We start from the raw sequence: 14,786 nt of genomic DNA, 5'->3' as shown, positions 1-14,786 counted from the left end.
ACGCGCGTGGAGTTCCGCCCCCTCTCTCGATAACGGCGAGGGCGCAGCCCTCTCCTGTTATCGGGAGAGGGGGCAGCGAGGAACGAGCGGGGGTGAGGGCCTCCCTCCCCCCCTCTTGTCCCACGCCCCCCGCCGCGCTACACATCAGCATCATCATCCGCCCGCCGGTCCTCTTCCCAAGCCGCACCGCCATGCTCCCGGACACCGCCGCCGACGACGCGCGCGTCGCCGCTTCGCTCGACCACTGGAAGCGCAAGCTGCTGGACCTGAGCAAGCGCAACCGCGCGCTCAACTTCAAGATGACGCGCGTCTCCACCATCGCCGTGGTGGACGAGCAGCCGGCCGAGATCTTCCGCCGCCTCTACCTGGCCGAGAAGCCGATGCGCTTCCGCGCCGCCGCGCCGGAACCGGAGACCGCCGCCGCGTCCCAACAGCAAGCCGCGCCCGAGCCCGCCGTGGCGGAGGCGGGGGTGGAGACGGACGACGAAGCGATGCCGCAGGCGGCGGGGTACGCGCCGTACGAGGCCGCGGCGCTCCACGAGAAGCATCGCGACGACACGCTCCAGACCACCTCGCCCGCGGACAAGCTGGACCACTCGCTCCGCCGCATCGACGCGCAGGCCATCGAAACGCAGGAGGAGCAGGGGGTCAACACGCTCTTCATGGCGCTCGGGATGCTGCACTACCGCGAGTCCGCCGATTCGGACCAGACGCTGCGCGCGCCGCTCGTGCTGCTGCCGGTCGCTTTGAAGCGCTCCTCGGCGGCCGCCGGGTACACGGTGACGGCCACGGATGACGATCCCATCGTCAACCCCGCCCTCGCCGAGCACCTGCGCCGCGACTTCGGCGTGGTCCTCCCCGAGCTCCCCGACGCTGCCACCATCGCGGACGACTACGACCTCCAGGGGTTCTTCCAGGCGGTGACGGAGGCGGTGAAGGGGCAGGCGGGGTGGCAGGTGACGACGGAGGTGTACCTGGGCCTCTTCGCCTTCCAGAAGTTCGTGATGTACAAGGACCTGGAGGCGAACGGCACCGCGTTCGGCACGCACCGGCTCGTGCGGCAGCTCGTCACACGCAAGGGCGGCGACCTGTCGCAGCTCCCGGACGACGTGCGCACCATGCAGCTCGACGCCGACTTCCCGCCCGAGCGCACGGCGCAGGTGGTCGACGCGGACGGAAGCCAGCTTCGCGCGATCGCGGCGGTGGCGCGCGGGCACGACCTGGTGCTCGAGGGCCCGCCGGGGACGGGGAAGTCGCAGACGATCACCAACCTGATTGCCCAGGCGCTGGCGGACGGGCGGTCGGTTCTCTTCGTGGCCGAGAAGATGGCCGCGCTCTCCGTGGTGCACGAGCGGCTGGTGCGCGCGGGGCTGGGCGAGTTCTGCCTCGAGCTGCACTCCGGCAAGGCGAACAAGCGCGCGGTGGTGAAGGAGATCGCGCGCGCCGTCGACGCATCGCTCCAGCGCCCGCGCCCGCCCGAGGGCGCCGCCGCGCGCCTCCCCGCGGTGCGCGGCGCGCTGACGGCGTACGCGGATGCGGTGCACGCCCCGTTCGGCGCGGCGGGCTTCACCCCGTTCCGCGGCTTCGGCGAGCTGCTGGCGTTGAAGGATGCGCCCCGCGTGCGCCTGGAACGCCCGATTGAGAACGTGACGCGCGAGGAGCTGGACGCGGCCGTGCGCGATCTGGAGGAGCTCGCCCGCGCCGCCGCCGAGACGGGCGACCCCGCGCGCCACCCCTGGCGCGACTCGGCGCGCACCTTCTGGCCGGAGGATGACATGGAATCCGCGCGCGCCCTGATCCGCGAGCTGCGCGCGCACCTGGCCGAGGCGGCACGGCTCGCGGGCGAAGTGGCGGCCGGCTTCGGTCTCCCACCCGTCAAGACGCTCTCGGACGTGGACACGGCGGTGCGCGTGGCCGCCGTGGTCGGGCGCTCGCCGGGCGCGCCGTTGGCGGTGCTGCGCAGCGACGCCTGGAACGCCCCGCCGCGAGAGGCGCTGGAGCTGGCGGCGCTCGGCAGGCGGGTCAAGGAGCTGCGCGAACGGGTCCTTTCGCGCCTCGGGTCGGACGTGCTCTCGCAGGAGCACGCGGACGACGCCGCGTTCATGGAGGCGAAGGAAAGCTCCCCCTTCCGCTTCCTGAACTTCCTCAGCGGGCGGCACCGCATGCTCAAGCGGCGCTGGCTCGCCCTGCGTCTCCCCGGCTACACGGCCACGCTGCTGGAGCAGGCGGACGAGATGCGGAAGTCGGACGAGCTGCGGCGCGAGCGTGCCGCGCTTGCGTCGGGCGACGCAAACGGACGGCAGCTCTTTGGCGCGCTGTGGAACGGCGAGGAGTCGGATTGGGAGGCGCTGGAGGGGTACGTGCGCTGGGTGGTGGAGTTCCGCGGCGTGTGCGTGGCGCACGGGCTCGATGAAAAGGCCGCCGAGCTGGCATCCCGCGTGGCCCCCGACATCTCGCTCTCGCAGGCGCTCGCGCGGGCGGCGGAGGGGGCGCGCCAGGCGCTGGCGGGGCTGCGCGTACGGGCGGAGTGGCCGCTCGACTATCTGGCCGGTGCGCCGCTGGAGGAGCTGATCGCGCGCGCCGCGGCCCTGGACGAAGGCGCGGGGCTGGCGCCGCGCTGGGCTGCGTTCGAGATGGTGAGGCAGCGCGTAGCCGCCGGCGTCGCGGGGGAACTGGTCGCCCCGGCGCTCGCGGGGGAGGTGGCGTGGGCGGAGCTCGCGCGTGCATTCCGCCGCGCCTTCCACGCGAAGTGGACGGCCGCCGCGGTCGCGGAGCGCGAGCCGCTGCGCCAGTTCGCGACACTCACCCACGAGCAGCGCGCCGCCGAGTTCCGCGCGCTGGACGAGGCGGTGCTGCGCGAGAACCGCGATGCGCTCATCGGCCGCATGCGCGAGGCGGTGCAGGCGCGCCTCCGCGAGCCGGACGCGCGCGAGGGGATGCCCTTCCTCCAGCGCGAGATGGCCAAGGAGCGCCGCCACGCGCCGCTGCGCAAGACGCTGCGCTCGGCCGGCGCCGCCATCCGCGCCATCAAGCCGTGTTTCATGATGAGCCCGCTCACCGTGGCGCAGCTCCTGGACGGCGACCGCCCCTCCTTCGACCTGGTGATCTTTGACGAGGCCAGCCAGCTCCCCTCCGAAGACGCGGTGGGCGCCATCGTCCGCGGCGCGCAGTTGGTGGTGGTGGGCGATCCCAAGCAGTTGCCTCCGACCAACTTCTTCGCCGTGATGTCCGGCCAGGCGGAGGCACCCGTGGCCGACGACGGCACCCCGGTCCTGGAAGACACGGAGAGCGTGCTGGAGGAGTTCATGGGCGCGGGCGTCCCGCGCACGCGCCTGCGCTGGCACTACCGCAGCACGCACGAGTCGCTGATCACCTTCTCCAACGTCTCGTTCTACGACGCGGAGCTGCACACCTTTCCCAGCGTGGAAACGGCGACGCACTCCGCCGGGCTGGTGTTCGAGTTCGTGGCGGACGGCGTCTACGAGGGAAAGGGGCTGAACCTGGTGGAGGCGCGTCGCGTGGCCGACGAGGTGGTGCGCCATGCCCGCGAGACGCCCGATCTGTCGCTGGGCGTCGGCACCTTCAACCTTCGCCAGCAGCTCGCCATCCAGGATGAGCTGGAGCTGCGCCGCCGCGAAGACCTGTCGCTGGAGGCCTTCTTCGCGCGCAGCAACACCGAACCCTTCTTCGTCAAGAACCTGGAGAACATCCAGGGCGACGAGCGCGACGTCATCCTGCTGAGCGTAACCTACGCCCGCGGGCGCGATGGGAAGCTGCGCCACAACTTCGGCCCCATCAACGGCGAGAACGGCTGGCGGCGCCTGAACGTCCTCACCACCCGCGCGCGCCAGCGGATGGTGGTCTTCGCCTCCATGCGCGGTGACGACATCAACCCCGCCGCCACCACCTCCCGCGGCGCCGCCCTCCTGCGCGAGTTCCTCCTGTACGCCGAGCATGGCCGCCTCGACAGCGCCACCGCCAGCGCCGCCGCGGACACCGATTCGCCCTTTGAGCGCGAGGTGCTCGCCGAGCTGACGCAGCGGGGCCTCCGCCTGCAGCCGCAGGTGGGCGTCGCCGGCTATCGTATCGACTTCGGCGTGATCGACGACCAGGCGCCCGGCCGCTACGTCTGCGGAATTGAGTGCGATGGCGTCGCGTACCACTCGTCCGAAACCGCGCGCGACCGCGACCGCCTCCGCCAGCAGGTCCTCGAGCGGCGTGGCTGGGAGATCCACCGCATCTGGTCCACCGACTGGTTCAAGGACCGTGAGGGGCAGATCGAGCGCATCCTGCGCAAGGTGGAGGAATCGCGCGCCCGTGCCCGCACCGCCCCCGCGCAGGTGCAGGTCGACCGCATCGTCTCCGCCCCCGAGGAGAACACGCAGGCAGTGGCCCCCGATGACGATGCGCCTCAGAACGACGGCGAGGCCCCCTCCAGCCTCGCCGCCACGCCTTACACGATGGCGGACACCACCCCGCGCCACACCGGCTCCGAGCTCGCCGCCGCCCGCGACGACGAGCTGCTGAGCGCCATCGCCGACGTTACCGAAGCCGAGGCGCCGCTGCACGTGGACGACCTCGTATCCCGCGTCGCGGCGATGTGGGACGTCCCGCGCGCCGGGAGCCGGATGGTGGCGCGGGTGATGGACGCACTCTCCGCGGCCGAACGCGCGGGCCGCGTGCAGTTGCGTGGCGACTTCGTGTGGGGCGCGGACGGCGCGGTGACGGTTCGCTCGCGCGCCGGCACCCGCATCCCCGCCGAGCGGATCGCGCCGGAGGAGTATCGCGAAGCCATCCTTGCCGTCCTGCGCACCGGCGACGGCCTTCCGCGCCGCGAGCTGGCGAGTGAGGTGTGCGGCCTCCTGGGCTTCAGCCGCACCGGCCCACGCCTGGAAGAAGCCGTCGGCGCCGCCCTCGACGCCCTCCTCGCCGAAGGCATCATCGGCGAAGGAAGCACCGGCGTCCGCCTGCGCGCGTAGTCACTGAACAACGGCCTCACGCGGAGGCGCAGAGCCGCAGAGGAGAGGAATTGCCAGGCCCGATGGAGCCACCGTTCGGCATCCCGGTGAAGCGTTCTTCCGCAGGAGAGCGGGACTGACTGGACGGCGCGCGGACGACTTTCGTCACTCTTTGCAAGTATGGCTATTTCAACGACTTAGATAGGCAGGGCTCCGCCTGTTTTTCGTTGACAAATCGCTGTGAGGCCGAGTACACTCCATGCAGCCGGAGTTGTCGTGTCACGCAGATGTGAACGGGAGGGGTGCGATGGAGGTCCAGCAGAAAGATCTGGCCGCGATGAGCCGGCGCGAGCGGAACCGCGTGATCGGTGAGATGGCGAAGGCGGCGACGGCGCATCGGGAGGAGGAGTCCCGGATCATGCACGTCCTCCACGCGATCCGTAGGTTCTTCTCACCGGGGCGTGTTCCCCGATAGGTTCTCGCCGCGCCGGCTCCGCCGGTATATTCGCGAAGTCGATGAGGCGCTCGAGCAGGCCGCACGGAGCAGGTTCTACATCTCGCACGATCTCCGCTATTGCACGGAGCCGGACGCCATCGTGCTCGCCGGCACGTTTCAAATGGCTACGATCCGGTCGTTGAGCGCGGCATGCGGAGGCGCGCCTCGTCGCCGGACTGGAAGGCGCCGCACTGCGTGAGGACCCGCTGCGCGGCGGCGAGATCGCCGAAGTCCACCGCGGCGGTGAATCGCTGGGCGAAGTCGAGCACCTGGATCAGCGTCTTGGGATCGTCCTGCTTGGAAAGACGGCGCAAGCCGCCAATGTAGTCGCCCCGGAATGCAGTGGGGATGAGGAGCCTGCGCTGGCCCCCGGAGATCAGCTCGGCGTTCATCATCGCCCGCGCGAGGCGGCCGTTTCCATCGTTGAACGGGTGGGTCTCCGATACCAAGAACATCATGTAGACCGCCCGGTGAAACGGGTCGGGGAGCGACGGCATGATCTCCAGACCCCTCGACATCGTGCCCACCAGCAGCTCGGGATGTACGAAGACCGTGTCACCGGCGCGATTGACCACTTCCTTGAAGCGGCCCGGCTGCGTCTCCGGCCTGCCGTGCAGGATGGTCTCGTGCCTGGACTCGAGCATCGCACGGAACGCGGGGAAGTCGCGGGCCAGATCCGCCGCGCTTTGGCCCATCTCGTGGCTGCTGGACACTAGGCGGAACGTACCCAGGACGTCGTGCGCGTCAGCGGGACGCGCGGCCGGAATGCGGTTCTCGAAGACGATCTCCAGCGCCTCTTCGACTTCGAATTCGGTTCCCTCGATGAAGTTGGAGAAGTAGGCGTCGAAGAACGCGAGGTTCTGGAACGCGGGCCCACGGATCACGGGATCCGGGCGATCCGCCGAAGGCCAGAGCCGCAGCGCGTCCGCGAGACGCGTGAACCGCTCCAGGCGCGCGGCATCGTAGGGCGCTCCCGCCGCGCGCGCGATCGCGGTCGGAGCATGCATCCTTGCTTTGCGGGTGCCGAGGAGCGCCCCGACGATCCTGTCGAGCTTTGCATACGCTTCCTCCAGCCCGAGCTCCGGTGCGATCGCCCGCGCCCGGTCGCGTATGCTGTTGATCCAGCCCTCCCCTTTGAAGGAGAGCCTGCGCTCGAGGATCGTCTCCAGCTCGGTGGCGGAAACGACGGACGCTTCGCTGCTCCGAACCCGCGAAAACCTGAGGCACTCCAGGAGCGCGCGTGATTCAGACGCCATGTACAGCGCCCCAAAGTATCCGTTGTCACCCTCGAGCGGTCCTGGGCCTTTGAGGATGCGGACGGTAGCGCCGGGAAGCCGCACGATCCGCTCGTACGCGCCGGTCAGGAACACCGTGCCCTTAGGCGTCGGCTTCTGAGTGAGCGCGGTGCGGTGGGAGACGACCGCGCCGGGGAAGAGGAGGGCGATCACCTGCCACAGGTTCCTGCCGACGATGCTCTCCGGCGCATCCACCTGGTTCGGCGTGTACAGGCGCGGTCCGATCTTCCGAAGCTCGCCCCTCTTCACCATCCGCTGGACGGCACCGCTCGTTTCGGACGTGCTCACCAGCACTTCCGGTAAACCGCGAGGCGGAGTTTTTGCCACCATGGGAATACTTGTCCGGGCCGAAGGCAGATAATCTACCATCTAAGCTACGCTTCTGTGCGATTTTTTACAATATAACCGGGTGCCGGTACACACGATGGAAACCTCGAACTCGTTCGCGGACACGCTGGAGACGGACGACGATGCCACGTATTCGTGGTGGCGCGATACGCACCCGGACGGGTTCGTGCTGGCCGTGCGCGCGCGCCACGCCCCGATTCTCCATCGCGCCGGGTGCTCGGAGGTGGATCGGGACCGGCACCCCAAGCGGCTCAAGGCCAAGGGCGCACGCCAGATCTGCGCGGAAACCAAGTCGGCGCTGCGCAGCTGGCATGGGCGCGAGGTGCCGGAGCACGCGGGGCTGATCGACCGATGCACCAAGTGCGGGCCCTGACCACCTCCACCGGGTAGCTTTCATGCGCGCATCGCTCCGTCTCGCGGCCGTCGCCGCGCTCGTAGGGCTTCCCCTCGAGGCTTCGGGGCAGGCGCTCCGCAGCGTGTACACTTCGCTCGATACCGCACGCTGCCGCCTTCTCAGCAGAGACGAGGAGGCGGGTGGCACGCTGCATCGCTGCCGGGGCGTGGCGGGGTACGCGCTCCAGGTGGCGTACGACGACGATCGCATGTCCGTGAACGTCGTCACGCCGGCGGGGCGGGTGCACGAGTTGAATTACTGGGGCGTCATCACCGGCAACTTCTCCAGCCTGGGGCCGCGCGCGGAGTGGCGGATGCGCGGCGAGCGGCCCATCGCGCTGATCGTGCGGGTGAACGCCAGCGAAGACCCGTCGAACCCGGGGCGGACCACCTCGTACCTCGCCGTCGCCAGGGTGTCGGCGCGGGGGAGCTGCGTGACGGACCGCATCGCTCCCAGCGCCAACGCCAACGAGCTGGCCCGCCGCGCCGCGGACCAGGCGGCGGGGCGGCCGTGCCTTCAACGTGGATCAACGAAATGAGCGTGACCGGGCAGTTTCCCGCTGAGACGAGCGCGACCGGCGAGTTCGTGCGGCAGAAGTATTCGATCCGCGACCGGATCACGGCCGATGGATCGTCGGGCTTTCCCGCGGAGGCGGGGCGGTACCACCTGTACGTGTCGCTGGCGTGCCCGTGGGCGCACCGGGCCATCATCGTGCGCCGGCTGCTGGGGCTGGAAGACGTCATCTCCATGACCGTGGTCGATCCGGTCCGCGACGAGCGGGGGTGGGCCTTTCGCGAAGGGCCGGACCACACGGCGGACGGGGTGTGCGGCTTCCAGTTCCTGTCGGAGGCGTACCTCCTCACCGATCCGGAGTACACCGGGCGCTACACCGTGCCCTGCATCTGGGACCGCGTGACGAAGCGCCTCGTCACCAACAACTACCCGGACATCACCATCGACTTCGAGACGCAGTTCGGCGCGTTCCAGAAGCAGGACGCGCCGGATCTGTATCCTGTCGCGCTGCGCGATGAGATCGACCGGGTGAACGAGGTGGTGTACCAGGACGTGAACAACGGGGTGTACCGCACCGGGTTCGCGGCGTCGCAGGAGGCGTACGACGCGGCCGTGCACACGCTGTTCGCGCGGCTGGATTGGCTCGAGGAGCGGCTGGCGGGGCAGCGCTACCTGGTCGCCGGGCAGCTCACCGAGGCGGACGTGCGGCTGTTCACGACGCTGGCGCGCTTCGACGCCGTGTACGTGGGCCACTTCAAGTGCAACCTGCGCCGCCTGGTGGACTATCCCAACCTGTGGGGGTACGCCCGCGACCTGTACCAGCGCCCCGCGTTCGGCGAGACGGTGAACTTCGACCACATCAAGCGCCACTACTACATGACGCACGAGCAGCTCAACCCGTCGCGCATCGTGCCGGCCGGGCCGCTCGTCGACTGGACGACGCCGCACGGCCGCGAGGGGCTCGGCGCGTGAGCGGCGTCTCCATCCGTGACGCGCGCCCTGCCGACCGCGAGACGATCAAAGCGCTGACGCTGACCGCGTATTCGGAGCTCGCCAGCGTGATGGCGCCGGACGCGTGGGCGGGGCTCGATGGCGCCGTCCGCGCCGCGCTGGAAGTGGAGGGGGAGGGCGTGGAGCGCATCGTGGCGGAGCGGGGTGGCGAGATCGTGGGGAGCGTGATGCTCTTCGCGCCATCCGCGGATGCTTACGGCGGCCTGGCGGAGCGGGCGAGCTGGCCCGAGCTGCGGCTGCTGGCGGTGGCGCCCACCGCGCGCGGAGCCGGCGTGGGCCAGGCGCTGGTGGACGTGTGCGTGCGCCGCGCCCGCGAGTCCGGCGCCCGCGAGCTGGGGCTCCACACCTCCGAGAGCCTGCGCGCAGCCGTGCGCATGTACGAGCGGATGGGCTTCGAGCGCGCCCCCGAGCACGACTTCCGCCCCCCCGGCGCCGAGCTGGTGATGGCGTACCGCCTTCCGCTGGACGGTCGCTAACTCCGCCGCGGAGCGATTTCTGCCGGGGAGCGGCCGGCAAAGCGCATCCACCCGGGGGGCAGCCATGTTCCGACAGAGCAGCGAAGAGGAGTACGAGCAGGCGTGCGAGGCGGGTACGCGGCACCTGTTCGCGCTGGGGCACTTCGAGTTCCGCGACGCGCTCGACGGCGAGGGCGAGCTCCACCACTTCGTCCTGGACTCCAGCGAGACGGAGGGTGCGCCGGGGGTCTTCGAGACGGACCAGCTCGCGATGTACGAGTTCATGGCCCGCTTCCTGGCCGGGGAGTACGAGAAGCGCGAGTACCGCCTGGAGCGCTCCCCCGCGCAGGACGCGCTCCTGGACACGCTCGAGATCGCCGCCGCCCGCGCCCGCGGCGGCGAGACGACGTTCGTGTTCGACGACCTGGATGCGGCGGTGGAGTGGGACGAGGAGGAGGAGGCGTAGGGGGCCCCCACCCCCAGCGTCGCTCCGCGACGCATCCCCCTCCCCCAAAAACTGCCTGGGGGAGGGGGAGGTTGGATCGGGGACCTTTTGCGCGGTTCACCGCCAACGGGACCTCCGCCCCTGACCCGGATCCCGGTAGGGGCAGCCCCGCGTGGCTGCCCGTGCTCGCCCCGGCTCCGACGCCTTGCGCCGCCAACGCCTGCTCCGCATTGCACAAAGGCCCCTCCCGCGCCTACGCGGGAGGGGCCTCGTGTCTCACGGTGGCGCGTCATGCCTCCGCCACGTCCTCATCATCGACCTCGTCGTCGTCCTCCGCGCCTTCGGATGGATCGAAGGGGAAGATCAGGGAGTTGCGCACGGGGTGATAACGCGCGCCGAACGACTTGGCCTCGACCAGCGCCTCCTGCTTCGCCAGCCCCTTCTCCACGATCTCCTGGATGATGGCGTCCGTGAGCGGGACACTGCCTTCCAGCTTCTCATCGCTCATCGCTCCCCCTCGTGTAGGAAGAAGTGCGTTAGTGCGTTAGTGCGTGAGTGCGTAAGTAACTGCCGAACAACAGCGCACTTACGCACTTACGCACTCACGCACCGCTGTTCAACTCGGCACTCGGCACTGAGCACTTGGCACTTCCTTTCATTTCAACGGACACCTCAACAACGCCAGCGTCCCCGGCACGTGCCGGCCGTGCCCCTCGCTCACCAGCGCCACCGTGCCGTCGTCCGCGAGGGCGACGCCTTCGCCCTGGGCCTCGCCGAGGGGGATGAGGTCGGTGCGGCGCAGGGGGGCGGGCGGGGCGGGCGAGGGGCCCACCAGGTCCGTGGTGCGGTACACGTTCAGCAGGCTGTAGGTGCGCACCGCCACGAACCGCCCGTCCGGCGAAGCGCTGGCGCCGGTCACGCGGTCGCCCGGCTGCGCGGGGGTGGGGGCGAGCTGGCGCACGTGCACCAGCGTCGCGGGGGCGCCCTCGCGGAGCGGGGTGGGCCAGCGGAAGAGGTCCACGGGGGTGCGGGTTCCCTTGCTGATCAGGTACACCTCGCCGCCGGGGAGCACGAAGATCGCCTCCGCGTCGCGCGTGCGGCCGTCGGGGAAGCGCGCGGTGTAGGTACGCACCGGGCCGACCCGCTCGCCCGCGGCGCTCGGCTCCGGGGCGACGAAAAGGGCCAGGGGCTCGCTGCCGCGGCTGTTGTCGCCAATGTCGGCCATGTAGACGCAGCTCCCCTCCGCGCAGGGGCCCACCGCGATGTCCTCCCAGTCGCGCATGGGCACGCCGACGGGGAAGTTGGCCAGCTCCTGCCCCGTGGCGTCCAGCCCGAACAGCTCGGGCTCGTGGCCGCTGTCGTTGTGCGTCCAGAGCACGCCGTGGAGGGTTCGGCTGAACGCGACGCCGCTCGCCTCCTTCACGTTTTCGGGAAGGGTGAGGCCGCGCGCCTCGATCCGGCAGCCCTCCTCGGGCGCCTTCTCCTCCGCGCCGCCGCCGGCTCCCGAGCAGGCGGCGAGGACGGCGAGCAGGGGGATCGTCCGCCGCGAAAGGGGCATCATTCGGTGAGGATGGCGACGCGCCCGGAGGCGGGGCGCGCGTCGCGCGGCGGGGTGTCGGGGCGCTGGTAGTAGGTGCCGTCCGGCCCCAGCTCCCAGGCGTACGGATCTTCAAGTTGCGCGGCGAGGATGGCGTCCAGCCGCGCGCGGTGCGCCGGGTCGCGGATGGGGGCCACCACCTCCACGCGGCGGCTCAGGTTGCGCGTGCGCCAGTCCGCCGAGCCGATGTAGTACTCCGGCTCGCCCGCGTTGGCGAAGCGGAAGATGCGCGCGTGCTCCAGGTAGCGCCCCAGGATGCTGAAGACGCGGATGTTGTCCGACAGCCCCCGCACCCCCGGCCGCAGCGAGCAGAGGGAGCGGACGATGAGGTCCACCCGCACCCCCGCCTGCGAGGCGCGGTAGAGGGCGGCGATCATCTCGCGGTCCGCCAAGCCGTTGAACTTGGCCTGGATGTGCCCGCCGCGGCCCGCCCGCGCGTGCTCCGCCTCACGCGCGATCATCTCCAGGAAGCGGCGCCGCATGTTGTAGGGCGCGACCAGCAGGTGCTTGAAGACCGGCGTGCCGCCCGCGCCGGAGAGGATGTTGAAGAGCTCGTTGACGTCCTCGCCCAGCCCCGGGTCGGCGGAGAGGATGCCGAGGTCGGTGTACGCGGCGGCGGTGGTGGCGTTCAGGTTGCCGGTGCCCACGTACGCGTAGCGGCGCACCCCCGCCGTCTCGCGCCGCACCACCAGCGCCACCTTGGCGTGCACCTTGAGCCCCGGGATGCCGTAGATCACGTGGATCCCGTGCTGCCGCAGGTGGCGCGCCCACTCGATGTTGCTCTCCTCGTCGAAGCGCGCCGTAAGCTCCACCAGCGCCACCACCTGCTTGCCGCGCGCGCTGGCCTTGCGCATCGCCTCCACCAGCCGCGACTTACGATTGGTGCGATAGAGCGCGAGCTTGATGGCCAGCACGTCCGGGTCCTCGGCCGCCTCCAGGACGAAGCGCTCCACCGTCGCCTCGAACGAGTCCTCGGGGAAGGAGACGAGCACCTCCCCTTCCTTGAGCACGTCGAAGATCGGCCGGTCCGCGGCGATCGGCGAGGTGTGCTCCGGGGCGGGCGGATAGTGGAGCCCGGGCTCGTCCACCACGTCCAGCTCGCGGACGGCGCGCAGGTCGATGGGCTGCGGAAGCGAGTACAGGTCGCTCTCGCCCAGCGCGCTCACCCGCTCCGGCACCTCGTACTGCAGCTCGCGCAGGAGGATGTCGCGCATCCGCGGTGGCATCTCGCTCTCGACCTCCAGGCGCACCACGGGACGGAAGCGGCGCTGCCTCACCTCTTCCTGCACCGCGTTCAGGAGGTCGGCCGCGGAGCGGTCATGCAGGTTGAGCTCGGCGCTGCGCGTGACGCGAAAGGTGGATGCCACCTCTACCTCGACGCCGGGGTAGAGGCGCGGAAGGGCGCCGCGCACCAGCGCCTCCAGCGGCAGGAAGCGCCCATCGCCGGGGAGCGGGATGAAGCGCGGGAGGCCGTCCGGGAGCTCCACGATCCCCAGCCGCTCCGTTCCCGTCATCGGCTCGCGCAGAATGGCGGCGACGGCGGGGCGCAGGTTGCGGATGTGCGGAAATGGGTGTCCCGGCCCGGCCGCGAGCGGGGTGAGCACGGCGTGCACGCTCCCCTCGTAGTAGCCGCGCAGGAAGTCGTCGTCCTCGGGCGTCAGCGCGTCCGGCTCCACGATGACGACGCCGTGCTCGCGCAGCGCCGGCAGCAGCTCCGTGTGCAGCACGCGGTACGACGATTCCGCCAGGCGGCGCGCGCGGATGCCGATGGCGTCGAGCTGCTGCTCGGGCGTGACGCCGTCCATCGTGCGCTTGGTGCTTCCCTCGGAGAGCTGGCGCTTGAAGCCGGAGACGCGGACGCGAAAGAACTCGTCCATGTTGGCGCCGAAGATGGAGACGAAGCGCACGCGCTCCATCAGCGGCACCCGCTCGTCCATCGCGAGCGCCAGCACGCGGCGGTTGAAGGCGAGGAGGCTCAGCTCCATGTTCAGCAGCGCGCCCGTGGGAAGCTCCGCCGGGTTCCCCGTCTCCAGCTCCATCTCCACGTCGGGGATGGAGCGCAGGATGTGCGGCGCCGCGGCCTCCGTGCGCCGGATCTCCGCCTCCAGCGGCAGCTCGCTGCGCGCGAGGACGTGCAGGGCGGCCAGCGTGGCGTCGTCGCGCAGGGCGGGGGAGCCCACCATCTGCAGCAGCTCGCCGAGCGGCAGGTGCAGCACCCCCGTCCCCAGCGCGGGGAGCGGCCCGGCGAGCCCCTCCGCCAGCCATACCTCGGTGGCGGGGCGCCGCACCGATCCCGGCGCCGTGCCCACCAGGCGGACGCGCGCGGCGGGGTGGTCAAAGGTCTCGCGCAGCACGCGGCGGCAGGTCTCCTCTCCCGTCCCCTCGCCGGTGGGGAGGCGCAGCAGGCGGCCCTCGTTGCGCAGCGCCACACGCCCCTCGTCGAACGCCACCACCGCCACCCGCCGTGATGCGCGCACGGCTTCCTCCAGCCAGTCGACCTCCTCCTCGGCCAGAGTGCGGCGCGCGCGGGTGGGGAGGGGATCGGTGACGGGATCGAGGCCGTACTCCAGCTCCAGGGCGCGCAGCAGCTTCTTGCGCCCCTTGGCGTCGCGGTCCACGCGGATCTCCACCTCCGCCAGCTCGGCGGAGAGGTCGGCCTCGCGCACGGTCATGTCGTCGCAGAGCACCTCGGCGCGCGCCTGGTCGTCGCGGCGCACGCGGCGGATGCGGCGGCGCGTCTCCACCTCCATCCAGGGAACGAGGCGGTCCGGCTCCACCAGCGCGCGCAGCAGCCGCCCGTGCTCCGTGTCGGCGGCGAAGAGGTCGCGCGGCTCCACGTCCGGCCCCACCTCCAGCGCCCGCCGCAGCGGCGCCTCCGGCAGGACGCCATCGTCCCCGCCATCATGCACCTCGACAGCGAGCGACTGCGTGCCGTCCTCCTCCACGCGCACGCGCACCCACGCCCCGCGCCGCTCCAGGTCGCCCTCGGGGGTGTCGAAGAAGACTTCGCGGAAGAAGGAGGTCTCCGCCTGGCCGCCGCGCAGCCCGTCCGGCAGCGTCTCGGTGGCGATGCGGTCCAGCACGTCGCGTCCGCGCGCGGTGAAGCGGACCCCGGGCTGGGCGGTCATCGGGGGGAACGGGGGGAATGGGGAATGGGGAATGGGGAATCGAGCGTAAGGGGAGCTCCCCGTACGGAGTCGTGACAGGGCGCGGCCAGGCTCACCGCGTCCCCGGCGCGCGCACGCCCGCGCCCCACCGAAGACGGCGCGCGCCG

11 protein-coding genes are annotated in these 14,786 nt (G+C 71.0%); 7 read left to right on the top strand and 4 right to left on the bottom strand.

Annotated elements, in window-relative coordinates; genetic code table 11:
• The first annotated feature begins 191 nt into the window (after positions 1–191).
• The gene (locus VF647_20565; protein HEX8454486.1) at positions 192–4,979 is read left to right on the top strand and encodes a DUF3320 domain-containing protein; all 4,788 of its coding nucleotides are present in this window, start codon (positions 192–194) and stop codon (positions 4,977–4,979) included.
• Positions 4,980–5,265: 286 nt separating this feature from the next.
• Positions 5,266–5,433, top strand: a complete 168-nt coding sequence (locus tag VF647_20560; protein HEX8454485.1) for a hypothetical protein — start codon at positions 5,266–5,268, stop codon at positions 5,431–5,433.
• 146 nt (positions 5,434–5,579) lie between these two features.
• Here VF647_20560 and VF647_20555 read toward each other — a convergent pair whose 3' ends face one another.
• Positions 5,580–7,037: a Fic family protein gene (locus tag VF647_20555; protein HEX8454484.1), complete on the bottom strand. Its 1,458-nt coding sequence runs from the start codon at positions 7,035–7,037 to the stop codon at positions 5,580–5,582.
• Positions 7,038–7,173: 136 nt separating this feature from the next.
• On the opposite strand from VF647_20555, the gene VF647_20550 reads away from it, so the two are divergent.
• The 5 genes from VF647_20550 to VF647_20530 all read left to right on the top strand — a co-directional run bounded on the left by VF647_20550 (position 7,174) and on the right by VF647_20530 (position 9,936).
• Entirely contained in the window at positions 7,174–7,470 is a 297-nt protein-coding gene (locus tag VF647_20550) for a hypothetical protein (GenBank protein HEX8454483.1), read from the top strand.
• Positions 7,471–7,492: 22 nt separating this feature from the next.
• Positions 7,493–8,029 carry a hypothetical protein gene (locus VF647_20545; protein ID HEX8454482.1) on the top strand — a complete coding sequence of 179 codons (537 nt, stop codon included), beginning with the start codon at positions 7,493–7,495 and terminating at the stop codon, positions 8,027–8,029.
• Positions 8,026–8,976, top strand: coding sequence for a glutathione S-transferase family protein (locus tag VF647_20540; GenBank protein HEX8454481.1), 951 nt, complete (start codon positions 8,026–8,028; stop codon positions 8,974–8,976). The genes VF647_20545 and VF647_20540 overlap by 4 nt, the downstream gene beginning before the upstream one ends.
• Complete coding sequence (locus VF647_20535; protein ID HEX8454480.1) at positions 8,973–9,491, top strand: GNAT family N-acetyltransferase; 519 nt, start codon at positions 8,973–8,975, stop codon at positions 9,489–9,491. Before VF647_20540 ends, VF647_20535 begins: the two co-directional genes overlap by 4 nt.
• Before the next feature lie 64 nt (positions 9,492–9,555).
• On the top strand, positions 9,556–9,936 hold the full coding sequence (locus tag VF647_20530; GenBank protein HEX8454479.1) for a hypothetical protein: 381 nt from the start codon (positions 9,556–9,558) through the stop codon (positions 9,934–9,936).
• A gap of 268 nt (positions 9,937–10,204) precedes the next feature.
• Here the strand turns inward: VF647_20530 and VF647_20525 are convergent, their stop codons facing one another.
• The 3 genes from VF647_20525 to ppk1 all read right to left on the bottom strand — a co-directional run bounded on the left by VF647_20525 (position 10,205) and on the right by ppk1 (position 14,640).
• Positions 10,205–10,423, bottom strand: coding sequence for a hypothetical protein (locus VF647_20525; GenBank protein HEX8454478.1), 219 nt, complete (start codon positions 10,421–10,423; stop codon positions 10,205–10,207).
• A gap of 147 nt (positions 10,424–10,570) precedes the next feature.
• Positions 10,571–11,476: a hypothetical protein gene (locus VF647_20520; protein ID HEX8454477.1), complete on the bottom strand. Its 906-nt coding sequence runs from the start codon at positions 11,474–11,476 to the stop codon at positions 10,571–10,573.
• The gene (ppk1, locus tag VF647_20515) at positions 11,473–14,640 is read right to left on the bottom strand and encodes a polyphosphate kinase 1 (protein ID HEX8454476.1); all 3,168 of its coding nucleotides are present in this window, start codon (positions 14,638–14,640) and stop codon (positions 11,473–11,475) included. Before ppk1 ends, VF647_20520 begins: the two co-directional genes overlap by 4 nt.
• Between the last annotated feature and the right edge of the window lie 146 nt (positions 14,641–14,786).

This window comes from Longimicrobium sp. (genome assembly GCA_036387335.1).
In the GTDB taxonomy this organism is placed as follows: domain Bacteria; phylum Gemmatimonadota; class Gemmatimonadetes; order Longimicrobiales; family Longimicrobiaceae; genus Longimicrobium.
This window is presented reverse-complemented; position numbering and strand designations above follow the sequence as displayed.

Bases quoted from the DNA above. Each gene is read 5' to 3' on its own strand.
- VF647_20565 (HEX8454486.1), top strand. From the start codon at position 192: ATGCTCCCGGACACCGCCGCCGACGACGCGCGCGTCGCCGCTTCGCTC.
- VF647_20560 (HEX8454485.1), top strand. From the start codon at position 5,266: ATGGAGGTCCAGCAGAAAGATCTGGCCGCGATGAGCCGGCGCGAGCGG.
- VF647_20550 (HEX8454483.1), top strand. From the start codon at position 7,174: ATGGAAACCTCGAACTCGTTCGCGGACACGCTGGAGACGGACGACGAT.
- VF647_20545 (HEX8454482.1), top strand. From the start codon at position 7,493: ATGCGCGCATCGCTCCGTCTCGCGGCCGTCGCCGCGCTCGTAGGGCTT.
- VF647_20540 (HEX8454481.1), top strand. From the start codon at position 8,026: ATGAGCGTGACCGGGCAGTTTCCCGCTGAGACGAGCGCGACCGGCGAG.
- VF647_20530 (HEX8454479.1), top strand. From the start codon at position 9,556: ATGTTCCGACAGAGCAGCGAAGAGGAGTACGAGCAGGCGTGCGAGGCG.
- VF647_20525 (HEX8454478.1), bottom strand. From the start codon at position 10,423: ATGAGCGATGAGAAGCTGGAAGGCAGTGTCCCGCTCACGGACGCCATC.
- VF647_20520 (HEX8454477.1), bottom strand. From the start codon at position 11,476: ATGATGCCCCTTTCGCGGCGGACGATCCCCCTGCTCGCCGTCCTCGCC.
- ppk1 (HEX8454476.1), bottom strand. From the start codon at position 14,640: ATGACCGCCCAGCCCGGGGTCCGCTTCACCGCGCGCGGACGCGACGTG.